General features: G+C 48.0%; 14 protein-coding genes. All 14 read right to left on the bottom strand.

Annotation, left to right across the window (positions count from 1 at the left end; translation table 11 throughout):
* Window positions 1-10: 10 nt before the first annotated feature.
* Window positions 11-3,442, bottom strand: a complete 3,432-nt coding sequence (locus tag B6S09_RS18615) for a glycosyltransferase (RefSeq protein WP_243832859.1) — start codon at window positions 3,440-3,442, stop codon at window positions 11-13.
* Window positions 3,439-4,182 carry a sulfotransferase family protein gene (locus B6S09_RS02165; protein ID WP_094276863.1) on the bottom strand — a complete coding sequence of 248 codons (744 nt, stop codon included), beginning with the start codon at window positions 4,180-4,182 and terminating at the stop codon, window positions 3,439-3,441. Before B6S09_RS02165 ends, B6S09_RS18615 begins: the two co-directional genes overlap by 4 nt.
* Window positions 4,183-4,194: 12 nt before the next feature.
* On the bottom strand, window positions 4,195-5,514 hold the full coding sequence (locus tag B6S09_RS02160; protein WP_094276862.1) for an ABC transporter ATP-binding protein: 1,320 nt from the start codon (window positions 5,512-5,514) through the stop codon (window positions 4,195-4,197).
* A gap of 139 nt (window positions 5,515-5,653) precedes the next feature.
* Window positions 5,654-7,375 (bottom strand): VapA family S-layer protein, encoded by a 1,722-nt coding sequence (locus tag B6S09_RS02155; RefSeq protein WP_094276861.1) that lies wholly within the window; start codon window positions 7,373-7,375, stop codon window positions 5,654-5,656.
* 475 nt (window positions 7,376-7,850) lie between these two features.
* The gene (locus tag B6S09_RS02150) at window positions 7,851-8,531 is read right to left on the bottom strand and encodes a sulfotransferase family 2 domain-containing protein (protein WP_094276860.1); all 681 of its coding nucleotides are present in this window, start codon (window positions 8,529-8,531) and stop codon (window positions 7,851-7,853) included.
* Window positions 8,531-10,579, bottom strand: coding sequence for a secretin GspD/PilQ domain-containing protein (locus B6S09_RS02145; protein ID WP_244900094.1), 2,049 nt, complete (start codon window positions 10,577-10,579; stop codon window positions 8,531-8,533). The genes B6S09_RS02150 and B6S09_RS02145 overlap by 1 nt, the downstream gene beginning before the upstream one ends.
* A gap of 94 nt (window positions 10,580-10,673) precedes the next feature.
* Complete coding sequence (locus B6S09_RS02140) at window positions 10,674-11,165, bottom strand: hypothetical protein (protein WP_094276858.1); 492 nt, start codon at window positions 11,163-11,165, stop codon at window positions 10,674-10,676.
* A complete protein-coding gene (locus tag B6S09_RS02135; protein ID WP_094276857.1) occupies window positions 11,162-11,788 on the bottom strand; it encodes a hypothetical protein in 627 nt (208 codons plus the stop codon). Before B6S09_RS02135 ends, B6S09_RS02140 begins: the two co-directional genes overlap by 4 nt.
* Window positions 11,785-12,879 (bottom strand): PilN domain-containing protein, encoded by a 1,095-nt coding sequence (locus B6S09_RS02130; protein WP_134114000.1) that lies wholly within the window; start codon window positions 12,877-12,879, stop codon window positions 11,785-11,787. Before B6S09_RS02130 ends, B6S09_RS02135 begins: the two co-directional genes overlap by 4 nt.
* A gap of 14 nt (window positions 12,880-12,893) precedes the next feature.
* Complete coding sequence (locus tag B6S09_RS02125) at window positions 12,894-13,772, bottom strand: type II secretion system protein GspK (RefSeq protein ID WP_094276855.1); 879 nt, start codon at window positions 13,770-13,772, stop codon at window positions 12,894-12,896.
* The gene (locus B6S09_RS02120) at window positions 13,769-14,461 is read right to left on the bottom strand and encodes a PulJ/GspJ family protein (protein WP_094276854.1); all 693 of its coding nucleotides are present in this window, start codon (window positions 14,459-14,461) and stop codon (window positions 13,769-13,771) included. The genes B6S09_RS02125 and B6S09_RS02120 overlap by 4 nt, the downstream gene beginning before the upstream one ends.
* A complete protein-coding gene (locus tag B6S09_RS02115) occupies window positions 14,451-14,855 on the bottom strand; it encodes a type II secretion system protein (RefSeq protein ID WP_094276853.1) in 405 nt (134 codons plus the stop codon). The genes B6S09_RS02120 and B6S09_RS02115 overlap by 11 nt, the downstream gene beginning before the upstream one ends.
* Window positions 14,842-15,231 (bottom strand): pilus assembly FimT family protein, encoded by a 390-nt coding sequence (locus B6S09_RS02110; RefSeq protein ID WP_094276852.1) that lies wholly within the window; start codon window positions 15,229-15,231, stop codon window positions 14,842-14,844. The genes B6S09_RS02115 and B6S09_RS02110 overlap by 14 nt, the downstream gene beginning before the upstream one ends.
* Window positions 15,232-15,237: 6 nt before the next feature.
* Window positions 15,238-15,663 carry a type II secretion system major pseudopilin GspG gene (gene gspG / locus B6S09_RS02105; protein ID WP_094277175.1) on the bottom strand — a complete coding sequence of 142 codons (426 nt, stop codon included), beginning with the start codon at window positions 15,661-15,663 and terminating at the stop codon, window positions 15,238-15,240.
* Window positions 15,664-15,665: the final 2 nt, after the last annotated feature.

Below are 15,665 nucleotides of genomic sequence, written 5' to 3'. Positions count from 1 at the left end.
TCACTCCTGCTCAATTCACTCCGGGGCGGTAGGTGTGCGGCTGCCATTCCCCCCACTTAGACTCATAAATTGCCTTGTTACGTTCAAACAAAGCCTGTTTGGCTCCAGCTTTTAATTTATTGAAGCTGGCCGACAAATGATGATGAACAAATACATCTTCTACAACACCAACCTTCAGACCAAGCTGACGAACCCGGTTGCAATAATCATCATCTTCAAAGAAACCGACCCCAAAATCTTCATCCATTGGGCCAACAGCAAGGTAAGTTTCGCGACTGAACATCACACAGAAAAAGGCGGCACAACGGGCAGGATAAACTTCACCGGCATGAGACTGAGTGTATTGAGCCGCCTGCTCAGCCATCTGCTCCATATTCGAATAATAAATGTTAATGCGAGCTTCATTACCGATATTGTTAGTAACAGGGCCCACCAACCCAAGCGAAGAATCACGCTTTAAAGCCCGGACCAAACCATGTACCCAGCCTTGAGTCACAAAGGTATCGTTATTCAGGATCACCAGATAGTCACCGGTTGCAGCAGCCAGCCCGACATTATTTCCTGCAGAGAACCCTAAATTTTCATCATTAAGGCAAACTTTCACATGTTCTTTGTCAGCAGCATATTTCTGCAGAAAGTCAGGCGTGCCATCGCTGGATGCATTATCTACCAGAATAAGCTCAAGGTTAGGGTAATCACTAAAACGTTCAATGCTGCTCAGGCAGGCCTGGGTTAACTCAAGGTTATTATAGGTAAGTACAATCACACTTACCTTAGGATAGCTCTCGTCTATGGCCTGCTTCAGCTGAGCCGCTCTGCTGGCCCAATCATGCTGCCGGGCCCACATACTGCGCTCATCAGCAAGCTGCGCATCACCGACCTCATCCATTGCTGAAGACAACGCAGCAATGTAACTCTCTTCGTTGTCAGCAACGTGCACCATCTCACTAATCAGCTGTAGTTCTGGCATCGCTGTAGTCACCACAGGTTTGCCAGCAGCAAGATATTCATAAACCTTTACCGGATTGGTACAAAGGGTGAGTTCAATCAGCTGGAACGGTATTGTACAAACATCGAAAGCGGCCAGGTAACCAGGTAACTCGGTGTATGGAACCTCTCCTGTAAAATAAATATTCGGCTGTTTTTCGGCTTTTTCAGTATCGCAACCAAAGGTATTTCCTACCAGAACAAAATCCCATTCCGGATAAGCCCTGGCCGAGGCGATCACCAGCTCCATATCGAACCACTCGGAAATAGCTCCATAATAACCTACCACCGGTCTCTCGCTCTGGTACAGCTTATGCTTGCAGGGCGTACTGAAAAAGGCCACTTCGGCACCGTTACGAATCACTACATTATCGCGTTCCTGCCCAACAATATGAGACAGGCGGGAGGCCGTGGTAATTACCAGGTCAGCTTCGTGCAGCAGCTGTTTCTCAAGGCCGTGCATCTGCTCACTGTTAGTGGAAAAACCGGCATGATGATCCATGCAGTCGTATACCTGCAACGCACCGGGTAAGGCATCCGCCACTTTGTGCCAAAACGGCAAATCAATGATAGCCACAGGCTGTCTCAATATGACTTGCTGGGCCAGCATATTAAGGGAGCGCCGCAAAGCGAGTAGCATTTCACCTTCGGGCACATCCTGGTAAATAACTGGATGAGGACCAGGCAAATTTAGCTGACACAAGAACACATTCTCAGCTGGCTGCTCAAGCAGCACAAAGCCCGGCTCATTTTCAGGATTAAACGTGGTAGATAAGTAAAATACACGTTGCCCGGCTGCTGCTAACTCTCTGGCAAGGTGCTGCGGCCGCTGAATACGAAAAGACCAGTCAATAACAGGGAAAACAACTATGTCACTTCCCTTGCCGGCATTTAACACAGAAGCGAGAAGCTCGGGATTTTTTGCCTCATTCGCTGCCATATTCGAGTTAGCTTTAATCTCAACAGAGCTGCTGTTAAAAAGCCGTTTTTCCAGTTCTATTTTGATGCGTTGTTTCCATGCAGCAGGCATGCGTCTTGAAACAAAACCAAGCTTAGGCTTTAAATTGCTATACCCAGAAACCAGCATTCTTTTTATCATTTTCCGCTTCCAGTAATAACGAGCCAGAAGATCCATTTGGTCTTTTTTAAGTATGGAAATTTCATCAGAGAGCTCCTGAACCTTTTTCTCATAAAGCGTCTCTACTTCCTTCACTTTACTCTCATATTTTTCAATTAGTTCAGGGCGAACGGACTCCGTTCCCTCAGGCTGGTGCAACAAAGAATTTAATTTCTCTTGCTGCTCTGCCATATCATTCTGAACACGCTCCATTATTTTAAATAATGAAGAGTATTCTTCTTGCTGTGAGAACAATGCTTCCTGGGCGTTAGCCTGCTGCTTTAGCCAGAGTTCATATTGTTCTTGCTGTGATACAATTCCATTTTGTGTTTCCGCCTGCTGACGCAGCCAGGATTCATACTGATGACATTGCAGTCTTATTTGTTCAAAATCAGAATCCAGTCGAGTAAGCTGACTATCAGTATCGAAAAGCATCTGATTAAAATCTTCGGCTTTTTTTATCAGGCTGTTTGCTTCAAGTAAAGCTTCAGTATGACGAGCCTCCCGAGGCCATTTTTTACAATCATCAAGCAACTTACTTTCACATAATTTAAGCAACTCAGACGATGTATACTTTTCTGCAGCCAACCTAAGATAAACATCTTTCGCATACGCTAAGATAGGTGATACATCATCCAGAGAGCCATGATCCAGGTTTTTATCGAGAAACTCATTACTGAAAGAGTTTAATGCATTGTCTTCCAGCTCAACCTCAAGAAAGCCAGCCATTTCAGACAGTACAGCATAAGGGGAATGTAACAGGTGCTGATAATCCACTATTAACGCCTGCGCTTCATCAAGACCTGTCAGACTATCTTCAAGATAGCGAAGCCACAAGGCTGCACTATAGGCAGTACTAAATCCATTACGTTTATTCAAAGAGTGAGCGACTGCTTCTGGCTCTCTTATGCTAAATAAATACTGAACATTAAGTGCCAGTTCATCCCATACCGGTTTCCAGAACGGTAACAAGCAGCTAAGGCGAGGATCCTTTAAAGCAAAAATGTTACAGGAGGATAATTTACTCTGAAAGAGGGCTTTAGCTTCATCCTTTTTCTTCCGCCACTCCGGCTGATTAAATATCTCAGGCTCAATTGGAGCCAGATCAAACCAGCTCTTTCCGAGCTCAGCCAGTAAACCATCGTTGAATGCGACCAGATCTTCATCTTCCCAGAAGCCTTTGGGATTATCAGCAGCGGCATTCCGGCTTTTATCACCATGCTCCGCTCCCAAAACGGCAAGAGCCCTGCTAAGAACGCTGGTCCCACTGCGGTGCATACCCAGCACCACCCATACTTTTTTATTCATTGACATATCCAATCTGATTATTTTTGTCAAAAAACAATCCCGTGATATAAACGCAGGCGAATGTATTCAGGAAAATAATAAAGCCGAAGCAAGCTCAGTGCCAAACGTTGACTAACGCTAACCTTATAGTCACCAGAAAATATATTCTTTGCGGTACATTTGGCACTATCCAAGCCTAAGAAAGATGTCACCTTATCAAGAGTATCTTGGTGTTCATTAAGCAGGTCAGAATTCCTCAGAACCAATACTTGCTCACGAGGAAAGTAACGATACAGGTTATTCAATTGATGACTGTAGTAGCCACGGCTGCGGTAACTGTACCGGCGCCATGCAGAGTCTAAATGAAGAGCATTCATATCTTTATTTAAACGCCACTTTTCTGCTAATAAAGCTCGGCCAAAGCTTAATGATTCATACCCTCTTCTTTTCTCCATCTGGTATTGTGATAATGCACGCTCGGCGGGGTCGCGCAATAGAACAATCAGCTTTGCAGAAGCGTTATAGTTAGCCAATTGAGAAGCAATAACGGGGTAAAACATATATAGCGGCGTTGCATCACAGCACACCTGCTCTTTATTATAATGAGGTAAAAGATCGCCATAAGCTTTATCTATATCGCCTGGTGTCAGCTTCCCGATATCATCACGATCAAAAATATGCGCTTCTTTACCTTTCACAAGACAAATTTCAGGATGAAAACTTAAAAACTCCGCCAACGCACTGGTACCACTTTTCTGTGCTCCGACAATAAAAAGATTAACCTTTGGCATTATCCCCCCTGCTTATGATTGCACTGAAAATTTAGCACCAAGATCAATCATTCCTGTTACGGATGCTGACTCGCCTACCACTTGAAACATGGCAACATCAACGCCTCTATGCAAGGATATCCGTTCACCCTCAACAAGCTTGGAACAGCCACAATTTAAAAAATAAGTTCCATTTCTTAATAAACAGTCAAACTCAAAGCTGACTTTAAACTGGCTACCAGCTGCAACATAAGGAATACGATTAACATGATCTCTAATCGTTGTCGATCCACTTATTGCTAACCCACTTACGCTTTTTATCATCATGCCAAAACCAACTTCAAATGCTTCTTCGTCAAAAGCAGCATGGTAGCAATAGCGATAACGTTGACCAGACTCAAGTAAATTAACTATTTCTCCCTGCATATTTTCTATATGAGGGTTACTTAACAAAGCACCATTAGACGAAAACCAAACTGTCGTTTCTGGCTGCAAAAGATGGTTTAGCCGCTCAATTGAAGACCCGGTGTTATTTACAGAGGATTCTTTATTTTCGGCTTCATCAGGCTGGTAACTTTCCGGAGCTCCCTCATTTTTCAGGTGAGCACGAAAGCGCTTTTTCTGTTCAGATTCCATATGGAGTAATTTATGGTAGCTGTGAACAACTTGCTTAGGTTTGCCCACCATTAAAATCTCGCCATGGTCCAACAGTACCGCTCTGTCGCAAAGCTCTACCACTTGCCCGGCCGAATGAGAAACAAAAAGAAGCGTTGCACCAGAAGCTTGTAGCTGCTTTAGTTTTGCATAACACTTTCTTTGAAACGCCTCATCTCCTACTGCCAGCGCTTCATCAACAATCAAAATATCAGGGTTACTGTGAATAATGACGGAAAATGCCAAACGAAGCATCATGCCACTGGAGTAGCTTTTTACCGGCTGATCAAGAAATTCACCGATACCGGAAAATTCAACAATGTGATTGAAGGCTTTATCAACTTCCCGGGTACTTAAGCCGAGCAGCGTGGCGTTAAAGTAAACATTCTCACGCCCGGTAAACTCTGGATTAAAGCCGGAACCAAGTTCAAGCAATGCCGCTACCCGGCCATTTACCTGTACCTCACCGCTGTCGGGCTGCATCACTCCACAGATAATCTGCAGCAGTGTCGATTTACCGGAACCATTGTGACCAACAATACCGATCGTCTCGCCTGCTTCAGCGTGAAAGCTGATATTTTTAAGTGCTTGAAATAAAGGAACTTTATCTATGTTAAGCAGGTGCTTTTTAATCAACGCCCAAGGTGACTGGGTGGTCACAAACGACTTGGATACCTGATCAACCTTGATAACCGCCATATTTCTGCTCTCGGCACAAAAGAATGCAGTATACCAGAGCCCCCCCCCCATGTTGAGTCAGCAAAAAAACAGCATGCCAGTAACTGGCATGCATTAAAAAAGGGAGCCGAAGCTCCCTTTGCAAGCAAAAAAGTTATCTTTACAGAGTAAAGTCAACGATGTTGCCGTTGTCACCGTTACGCTGGTTAACGTTACGGGTACCGTTCTTGATGTCAACACCTTCAGAGTTGGACTTCTTGATAGCCACTTCACCCTGGTTGGTCTGAACTTCAAAGATAAAGCGAGCCTGGTGGCCAGGGGCAATATCAATACCCAGATCGGCAGCTACAGAAGCCGGAGTCAGGGTAACAGCACCACCGCTAGGCAGGCTTACGTTCTTCAGCAGCTGACGGTCAGCACGAACAGTGCCTTTACCGCCCTGGTGAGCGCCGTGCTGGTCGTACTCAACCAGAGTCACCAGGATCTTACCGCCGCTGGTGCCCAGACGGTTAGAGATGTCACGGATGAAGATCTTGTTGGAAGCAGAGCTACCGGTGGTGATGGTGTCAAACTTCATGCCGTCACGATCAACGATGATAACCTTGGCCAGGTTGGCGTCGAACGGATAGTAAGAGTCAGTCTGGTTAGCTTCGGCTTCCAGAGTCTCACGGTTGAACTGGCCGATGTCAGCAGTAACATCGTAGTTGCCGCCGTTGATGGCACCGTTGTTCTGTACGTCGCCGTAGCCAGGACGGGTATCGTTGTTGGTGTTACCAGCAGTACCGGTACCGTCGTTCGGGGTGAAGTTGTACAGGACAGACTCGATCAGCTGAGAAGGCTGAGTCGGGCTCTGCAGAGTACCTACCTCGTCAACCAGACGGCGGGCAGTACCGGTAGAAGTGATCTTCCACTCGGTAGCGGAGCCATCGGCACGCAGCAGGTAGTTCTGAGCGTTACGCTGGAAACCAGAGAAGTCACCAGTCATGGTCAGACGAACCTGGCCTTTCTGGATGTTCTGGTTGCTGGTGGCGTTGGTAATGGTGAAACGACCAACGATGTCAGCGTCAACACCATCAAAAGCTTGATCGATAGAATCGTAGCCATCGTGGTTAGAAGCAGCGTTGTTCAGACCCATCTTGTAGTTTTCGAAGAAGGTGTCAACCAGAGCAGTGGCCTGACCTTGCTTGTTCAGGGTCAGAGTGTACAGCTCATGCTCCTGGTTGAATACAACCGGAGTTTCCATGATGTCGTGAGTGTAAGAACCGTTCTGCTGAGCACCAACGGTCAGGATCACGTCTTCAACTTCGGTGTTGTAAGCTTCCAGCAGGCGGAAGATGTTGTTGCCTTCAGACAGGTTCACATCTACACGAGCGTTGGAGAATACGTCGGCTTCAACAGTGTTGGTCAGCGCGATACGCAGGCGACGGCCATCTTTGTCCAGGTTGTGAACGATGGTGGTGTAGTCACCGTCTTGGGTGGTTTTGAAGAAGCGCTGCAGTTCAGCCAGGTCGTTAACGGTGGTGATGGACTCAACGCCGCCGCTCTGGGTAGATACAGACAGGCCGTCCAGAGAAGTAGCAAGGGCTTCAGTAGTCAGCCACTGGCGAACTTCCGGAGCGTTGAAGGTCGCGCCAGATTCTTCGTTGATTTCGATTACCAGGAAACCGTTGTTACGCAGTTCGCGGTCGGCAGCAACAGTACCGTTGTCGAAACGCAGTTCAACATTTTCAACGGCGGTAGAGAAATCCAGAGCAGACTGCTTGGACACGTTAGCGATCTTGGTAACTTGCCAAGTGCTTTCGTTAAGGATATCAACATCAGCAAAAGCCGGAGCAGTTGCAACCATAGAGACCGCTGCAGCGATCAGAGTCTTTTTAAACATTATTGTTTCCTTTTGGATCCATTTTGCTTTTTGGAAATGAGTCACTTACACCACTGCAAGCGCTCCCTGTTCCTCATCAACCTTCGGCGCACTGAGCGTACAAACTCAACTACCACCGTGCTCGGCCAAATGGTAGCAAAGATGTAACACTGTACTCCGAAGTGCGCCAAGCGAGGATAGTTGAAGTCTGGCGCGAGTGTCAACAAGTTGAGACACGAAAAATCCCAACCTGCATCAGTCGAAAGACTCATCCAGATCACTGTTTTTGCAAACTGCAACGGAATAGCTGCCGTGCTAGATCCAAAAGTACTTTTTAAAGAGAAATAAGATTGCTAAAAAGAATAAAGAGCCGGGCCACGCGACATTTACTTGTCACAAGCCCCTGTACCATAGAGCACCAAATGGAACTTGGCAAAACTTTCTTCTCTTAACACAAAAACAACAAAGCGGACCCAGTGGTCCGCTTTGTTGTTAATTAGTCATTGTTCCGCTTTATCCGCATTTGCAACGCCAGCTCATACAGCTGCATATCAGCGGCATGAAAGCGCTCCACTGCCCGCTGTATGTCCGGAGGCAACCTCTCTCTGGCGTCGCTCCGGGCTGTCACATTCACCCTGTGCTTGTTAAGCGGTTGTTTTAATAAATGCCTGGCAAAGTAATCCAGATCTTCATTGTAATGCTCGGTGATTCCCACAAAAGTGAAGTTTTCCAGCGGAAAACCCCATAAATACTGAGCATAAATATTACGGAACTGCTCACTCAGGCAAAACTGCTCCAGCGACCACCCTTCTTCTATCACCCGCTTGTGGTGAGGAGCTGCAAATTCCGGATGGTAGCTTTGCTGCCAGTAATGATAATGAGAGATCAGTCGTTCAACGGGATGGCGCATCCAGGTAATAAAACAACAGGGCTCACAGTCGGCAAGGAGCAGGTACTTAAGCGGCAGAAAATGACCATGGATACAGTCAAATTCATCTGTTCCCTGCTCAGCAACAGACTGTGCAGATATCAGCACCTCTTTGTGACGCTGCAATGGCGGCTTGCTGATGCTTTTGTCACCGTAATCGGACAACAAACGTTCAGCAAACACATCTTCGAGTGTGGTCCTGAAACTGGAACCTGCCGTTTTGGGCAGGTGTAATGAAATCAGCTTCATCAGCTGTCGCCTTGCGGCTCAAAGGGGTTCCAGCCGGTGATGGTACGGAACTCATTGGTATAAAACTCGGCATCGTCCCGGGAGTTAATCACATAAGGTGTGATCAGCAGTACCAGCTCGGTAACATTCACCTCATCCTTCTGATGTTTAAACAAATATCCCAGGCCGGGGATATCGCCAAAGAAGGGCACTTTGCGCTCTGTGGTAGAGGTATTTCTTCTTATCAGTCCCCCCATGTACACGGTATCGCCACTGTCGGCCAGCAGCTTGGTGTTGAGTGAGCGGGTCTGGATAGGAGGGGTATCACCACCACCTGCTGTACCAGGTACACTGACTTCCTGACTGACGGTCAGCTCAACCAGACCGTTCTGGTTAATGGAAGGCGTAATATCCAGGGTCAAACCAACGGAAATATACTGGAAAGTCGCCACTTCCTGGTTATTGTCGTTACCACCAATCTGGCCGGTTTTCACCGCGATTTGATCACCGACATTAATGCTGGCGGACTCCTGATCCAGCGCAATAATACGCGGAGTAGACAGAATGCGTGCCTGGCTATTGGTCAGGGCCGCATTCAGCTTGGCGGTCACATCGGAAAACACACCGGTCAGGTTAAGGAAGCCGGCCTCGCTCAGGGCATTGGTACCACCGGTAATTTTGCCATCGGTAATATCCCAGGTTACCCCCAGACTGGTGCTGTCCTGCAACGATACCTCAGCGATCACCGCCTGCAACAACACCTGACGCGGACGCTGATCCACAAACTTAAGCAGCTCAACCAGGCGCTGGTAATCACTGTAACGACCGGTAAAAATCAGCGCATTACGCTTGGCATCCACCACTACCCGGTATTCATCAGTGACCACACTCATGTTCTGAGCACGGCCACTGTTGTTATTGTCGCGCATACCGCCACGGTTACCAGGCAGCGGATAGCTGGGAGTCACCATATTGCTGTTGCTGCGCTCAATTTCCTTGTTGGCATTGGCCAGTAAATCGGCACCGGGTTGCCCCCCTTCTCCCATCTCTTGCTGAGCCCCGAAAATCGCCGAGACCACCTCCCAGGCATCGGCAGCTTTGGTGTTCTTCATATAGTAAGCATACACACCATCGCCGCTGCCCACCGGCTTGGGCCGGTCAAGCCGGCTTACCCAATCCTGGGTGTAATCCAGCCAGGCCCGGGTAGAAGAAGAAATAAGCAAAATATTGTTCGACATGGGCACCAGCACCACGCCGTTGTTGCCTTCTTCTTCATATACCGGCACACCGGCGGCTTTCAGAGCCCGCTGCAGATCTTCCATCAGCTCTTCCTGGGTCAGATAGGAAGGCTGCACCACTGTCATGTGGTTTGATACTCGCTTGGGTACGTCAAGTTTTGACAGCAACTGATGAATTTTCTCAATATCATCCCGGCGGGAGATGACCATCAGGGCGTTCAGGTTGTTCTGAATAAGCACGGTGCCCTGGCTTTCACGCACAATACGCTCAGCCATGCTGCTGGCTTCAATCATTGGCAAATAATAGATGGGGATAATTTCTACCACATTGCCGTATTTAAGCTTGGGACCGACGGTCTCAGCCAGCATCGAGATATTGCCCTTTTCCCCCTTGGAGGCAGGAATAACGGTCACCAGGCCGTCTTCTACCGTAAGCATTACATTATTAACCTGCAGTGCCTCTTCAATCAGGCCCAGCATACGTTCACTGCTTACCGGCTGTGTTACCCGCAGCGTGACCAGCTGTTCATTGCTGGTCAGAGACTCATCAACGATATAATCCAGCCCCAGCACATCCCCCAACGCCAGGTTAATGAAGTAATTCAGTGGCATGCCATCGGCATTGATGCTGACTTTTTCTTCCGGCAAGGCAATGTTGTTACGCTCGGTGGCCTTTGCTTCTGCTTTTTGCAGCAAAGGAGCTCCGGGCACATTGCTGCGCGGATTAATCCCGCGCCCGCCCTGACCGGACAATGCCCCTTCAGCCTCATTAACAATGACCTGACTGGACGCATCATTCATTTTGGTTGCCTGCACGGGCTTCACCGTCATATCCGGCTGCACAACACAGCCAGACAACACAAGGCCGGAAAGCACACAGAGCGCCAACTTGCTGTATGCGGGGGTATATTCCTTATTACTAAATTTACGCATCTGTAGAAACCTGGTTCAGCTTGTCACTGGAGGATGGAAAAATAACGAAATCACTGGTGCCATCGGGGGTGGAAATGGTAACGGTATAGTCATTAATTGCTACCACTTTGGCAACCTCATCCAGACTATCTCCTACCTGCACCATTTTTTTGGTTTTACCGATCAGAAAAACAGCATACTTCTCGCTGCCGCGGGTAATAATGGTGGTCAGCACCGGCTCACCAGACACCGCTTCTTCAGCCGCTTCCTGCTTTTCTGCCTTCTTGTCTTGATCATTCCGGCTCCGGCCACTGACAAACAAGTTGCCGGGCGCCAGCTCCGGTAATGGTTCATATTCGTTCAGCGAAAACCGGAAGTTATTGCCACTGGCTGCATCTTCTTCGGCATCACTGCTGATAGACAGAGATGTCGCCACGGTCGACAGCACGGCAAACACCACAAAACCAGCAATCAACTTAATATCGAGAGGCTTCAGAAAGCTCATTTCAGGCGCTCCTGTTGCTTAAGCTGGTCAACAGCAAGCTTTCTGTAAGAAATCAGCTTTCCGGATAACTTATATTTAGCTTCGCCTCTCACCTGATAAGGGATCATTTCCATATCATCAGGAATGATAATAATGTCTTCATCTGCCATACGATACAGAAAGTCCAGCAGGCTCTGACTACTGCCAACAAATACCCACTCGGTATGAATCCGTTCGCCCAGCCAGCTTTCATAAGCCCCCTCACCAAAGCGACGGGATTCAAAGCTAATGTCTAAGGGCCGGAAAATGCTCTCAAGCATGGTTAACTGTTCAGAAATTGCGCCGTTATAAGTGCGGGCCTGCAGCAAATGGCTTTGCGCTTTTTCATGAATCGCATCCACTTTCTCACGAATGGTATTCACACTGTCACGCTTGGCATTCAGTGACTCAAGTTTAATCAGCTGAGCTGAATCCACTTTAATGGTGTCAATAAACTGCCCCCGCCATTGCAGATAGGGCAACACCATAAACATAAAGACCACGATTACCAGAATAGCCAGTCCCGTCCACTGCACCAGCGGGCTGGAAAGTTCACGCTTCAGCTCTTCGGTATTTTTAAGAGGTAAACTGTCGAGGATACTCATGAATTTTTCAGCCTCACTTCAGCACGAAACACCTGCATGCCATCGCTGTTAAAGGTGATTTCGCCCAACAACCGGGCGGTCTCCACCGAGTTCATGGAAGTCAGGCTCTCAAGAAACTGGTTGCTATCGGTGGCAGCACCTCTCAGCGTCACGACATTCTCTTTATAAGAAATGCGCTCGATGACCACCTCGGGTGACAGCGCAGACAGCAGTTCATCCAGATAACCGACCAGCTGTTGTTGCTTGTCCAGCGCACCATTAATCTTTTCCATATTTTCAGAAACATCCTGGAAATGACGGCGGGCATCCAACACATCCTGTACATCTGCCTGCAGCACATTTACCTCGTCCTTAATGGCACTGTGCTTGCTGTTAAGCCAGGTGTAATCCATCGCCATGTAAACAAGCCACAGCACAGAGAGCACCCCGAGCACACGATATAAAGGCAATGGATTGCTAAGGTCGAGTTTGTCAGCACGCTTGCCCGCCTGCAGCACCCGCCAGCTGGTCTTCTCTTTTAATGCGCTCCACTCAAGCTCCAGACCAATATGTTCCGGGTCATTGGTAAAACACACTACCTGATCACGCTGGCAGGAAAGAACCAGGTGACGCTGGTGTGCCATTCTCAGTGAGCCAACCCGCTCTATGGCATCATGAGCAGACACTGAACAGGTCCAGATAGCATTGCCTTCTTTATAAAACAGCACACTTTTCCGGCCAGATATATTCATCATGCCCAGATAATACGCCATGGCAGGAATAACATGTGTTATCTCAGCGGTGAATTCCACCTGCTTTTTCTGCCAAATCCATACCGACACCTGCCAATGATGGTTTATTTCATTAACCAGAAAATAAAAATCGTAATCTGGCCACTCCACTAATGTTTTAAGCTCATTTTCAACGCAGCTTGCAATATCGCTTTTAGCAATAATGTCAGTTTCATATTGAAACTGCTTAAACAAACATACAGACTGCGGCACAAGGCCAATGACACGATCAAAGCGTCCGACCTTCACAGCAAGCGCTGTCTTTTGGTCAGAACAGGATAATGGCCAAAGCAAGTGCTCTTTTTGAATTTTATTTAACACAAATACCTCTCGGCCTACTGTGCCGTGCTCATTAAAAAATGCCGTTCATGATCCGGAAAATACCAAAGCCGCTTTCTCGGTGGCAGCGGGATCGTCGTTCTCACCTGATATTCGGCACGGGCAGTGAAGCCTTTATATTTATACAAAACCCGATAACGAGAGCTGGGGATAAGTGATTGATCCACCGCAATACCCAGATCAAAAATCATGGTGGAGATATCATCCCACCGGCTACGATCCTTCAGAGTATTCATCCGCGACAAATCCGACTCGGTCAGCCCAAAAGCATGGACCAGCAAAAAATCGGGGACGGTCGCAAAGTTAACAAAGCTTGAGCCTGACAGCGCCAGCAAAGAACGCAGTCCGGGACGTTCGTGATTATCATTAAACATCTCCGGCGTAATTCCGGGGATCAGCATTAACTCATCCAGACTTCTGAACGGTGCATTGCGCTCAAGCCGCTGCTCATCATCCGAGTCTTCCTGCTGCCAGCGAATAATATTATTTACAATTTGGGCGGCATGCTGCTCGTCGGTATAAGCTGTAAACAGCCTGGTCAGTTCAGCCTTGCGCAGATAATGCAGGCTGAGTAAGCCAGCCAGATCCTGAACGGCGACTTCCACACCATTTTTCAGCTTGATAAACTTGCCATCCGTCGGCACAAACAAGTCACCCACGTTATAGCCACCCGGTAACTGCTCCCCCACAAACATGGACAGTAGCAGCTCCTGTTCGGCGTCATTAATTTTCAGCCTTGCCTGCCACTGCTCCTGCACCAATGCAGCCTCGTCAATTTCGGCACTGGAGCGCACCAGCAAAATACTCGCCATGGTCACCATGATAGTGATCACGATCAGTGCCAGTGGCAGCACCACGCCTTTTTGCCTGTTCACATCACCACCGTATCGGCACTGATGTCGGCACTGACGCTATAAACCGGGATAGGAAAAAACCAGTCTTTTACTTCTCCGTTAGTGAAATGCAGCTCAAGATGAACACTCAACGGCAGCAACCCTTCTTCGTTGGCCTGATATTCTTTAACCCAGGTTGGCTCGTAACGAATATCGGAAACATCTCTGAAGCGGGCCAGCGCATCCTCAAAGTTAGGCGGAGCCAGATAGTCAATGTTATAGCTTTTTATATTATCGAACAGCACCAGTTCTTGAGGCTCAACGTTACTATAATAACCAAAGTAAGGATCCTGGTTTACACTCTCACGATAAACCAGCGCATAGCGGCTCACTTCACTTTTGAACTCAAACTCCACTCTGGCATAAGTGCCTGGCCCGCTGATGGCCGGCGCATTAGAAATAAAGGAAAGAAGATACTGGTCACCTTCAAAGTAAGGCGTGGCTTCGGAAATACCTGTCGAGAAATTGGCGGTATTAGCCTGAGAAAATGTATTTTGAATCCACTGATAGCGGTTATAAACTTTCCTTATCTCACTGGTTTTATCAATACTCTTGCTCCAGTTAAGCCGCCCCTGCTCAAACCCCATCATAATCAGCGACACCGCCATAGAGAAAACAGCCAGGGCGACCAGCAGCTCGATCAGGGTAAAACCGCTCTGTTTACTTGTCATACCAGCCAAGCTGCTCAAATTCAAAGGCGCCACTGTTGTTACCACTGCGGTAAGCAACAGCTATTTTATAAAGCTGAAGAAACTGTTCAGAATCACTGGTCAGTTCCCCCCTGATCAACATGGCGGCACTCACCGGTTCAGCTTTCCATTCAAACTGCAGATCTTCGCCCAGGTCCCCGGCTCCCTGCTTTTGCTCGCCCGGGTTAATTAACGAAATCTGGTTGCGCATGTTTTCCTCGAACATGGCTTTTTCTCTTACTGCATCGGCCTTGACGTGCTGCAGCTGAGCCTGATTAAACATCGGAAACGCCACTGAAATAACGGTTACCATAATGGTAATGGCCACCAGTACTTCAATGAGGGTGAAACCGGAGCTGTGCCTAGCGTTTTTCAATCAACACCTCTCCGTCGGGCATCAATACAAAAATCACCCAATGCCGGCCGGCTGCCGTGATCACGTTTATTTCACCGCCCGAGACCATACCGTCGCTGCGGAACATCACGGGCACCTTTATGGTCGCCGCCAGCTCATGCATTACCGCTGCCTGTTCAAGCTCGGCACTGTGCTGATGCAGCGTCACATTATGGCCCTGCCTGCGCTCAGTACGAATGTAAGCAGAAAGCTCCTGCCAGAAACGTTCAACCTGCTGTTGTTCCTTAAACCGGGTATATTGCCCCCACAAACCGGGCACCACCACCGCAGCCATAATGGCCAGCAAGGCCATCACCACCAGCAGCTCGATTAAGGTAAAACCTTTCTGCCTGCTCATCAGTGATCAGAACTTGCCAACGTCCTGATTTTCATCTTCACCACCCTTTTTGCCATCTTTGCCAAGGGTATAAAGTGCAAACTGACCATTGTCTTTCAGTTCATACATATAAGGCTTGTTCCAGGGATCGAGAGGAACCTCTTTACTCAGGTAGGGACCATCCCAGGACAGTGCATCCTGCGGCTCAGTCATCAGTGCCTGCAGCCCTTGCTGAGTAGTGGGAAAATCACCATTATCCAGGCGGTAAGTATTAATGGCTGAGGTCAGCAACTCGATCTGCGCTTCCGCTACCTTGGTTTTTGAAGAGCCTACCTTATTAAACAGGCTGGGCCCCACCAGACCAGCCAGCAAAGAAATAAGTACCAGTACCACCAGCAGCTCGATCAACGTAAAGCCTTTATTTTTTTTCTTCATCTGCGTTGCCACTTTCATCA

This window comes from Oceanimonas baumannii (genome assembly GCF_002245495.1).
Lineage (GTDB): Bacteria > Pseudomonadota > Gammaproteobacteria > Enterobacterales > Aeromonadaceae > Oceanimonas > Oceanimonas baumannii.
This window is presented reverse-complemented; position numbering and strand designations above follow the sequence as displayed.